Source organism: Georgenia halophila (assembly GCF_039541595.1).
In genome coordinates this window covers 1-508 of sequence record NZ_BAABGN010000016.1, presented here as the reverse complement: position 1 = coordinate 508, position 508 = coordinate 1, and the positions used below count along the sequence as shown (strand labels likewise).

The 508-nt window shown below is 61.0% G+C and carries 1 rRNA gene; it reads left to right on the top strand.

Features of this window, described 5'->3' with window-relative positions:
- A 16S ribosomal RNA gene (locus ABD907_RS20510) occupies positions 1–105 on the top strand; the annotation flags it as partial.
- Positions 106–508: the final 403 nt, after the last annotated feature.

Genomic DNA, 508 nt, shown 5'->3' with positions numbered 1-508 from the left:
GCCCAACCCCTTTGGGGGAGGGAGCTGTCGAAGGTGGGACTGGCGATTGGGACGAAGTCGTAACAAGGTAGCCGTACCGGAAGGTGCGGCTGGATCACCTCCTTTCTAAGGAGCATCTCGTCATGCGCTCCGTGCGGCGCTGCTTGGTCTTGCGTCTCTTCGGGGGCGCCGGGTCTGGTGGTGGGTGTGCGGTGACGTAGTCGGGGCCGTTGACTGGTCTCTCATCAGCGAGAGGTCGGGACGGTTCACTGCTCATGGGTGGAACGTCAAGGAACTTGTGCATGCTGTTGGGTCCTGAGGAAACAGGCTCCGCCGGCTCCTGCCGTGGTGCGGGGGTCGGGGTTGTTTGGTTCTTCTGGGTGGTTCCTCCTGGACGGGGACGAGATGGAGTGCCTGGCTGTGCCGCCTTGGTTGGTGGTGGTGGTCGGGTGTCTGGTCTGCCGCGGGTGTGAATGTGTTGTTTGAGAACTGTACAGTGGACGCGAGCATCTTCTGATTTCTGTTGTTT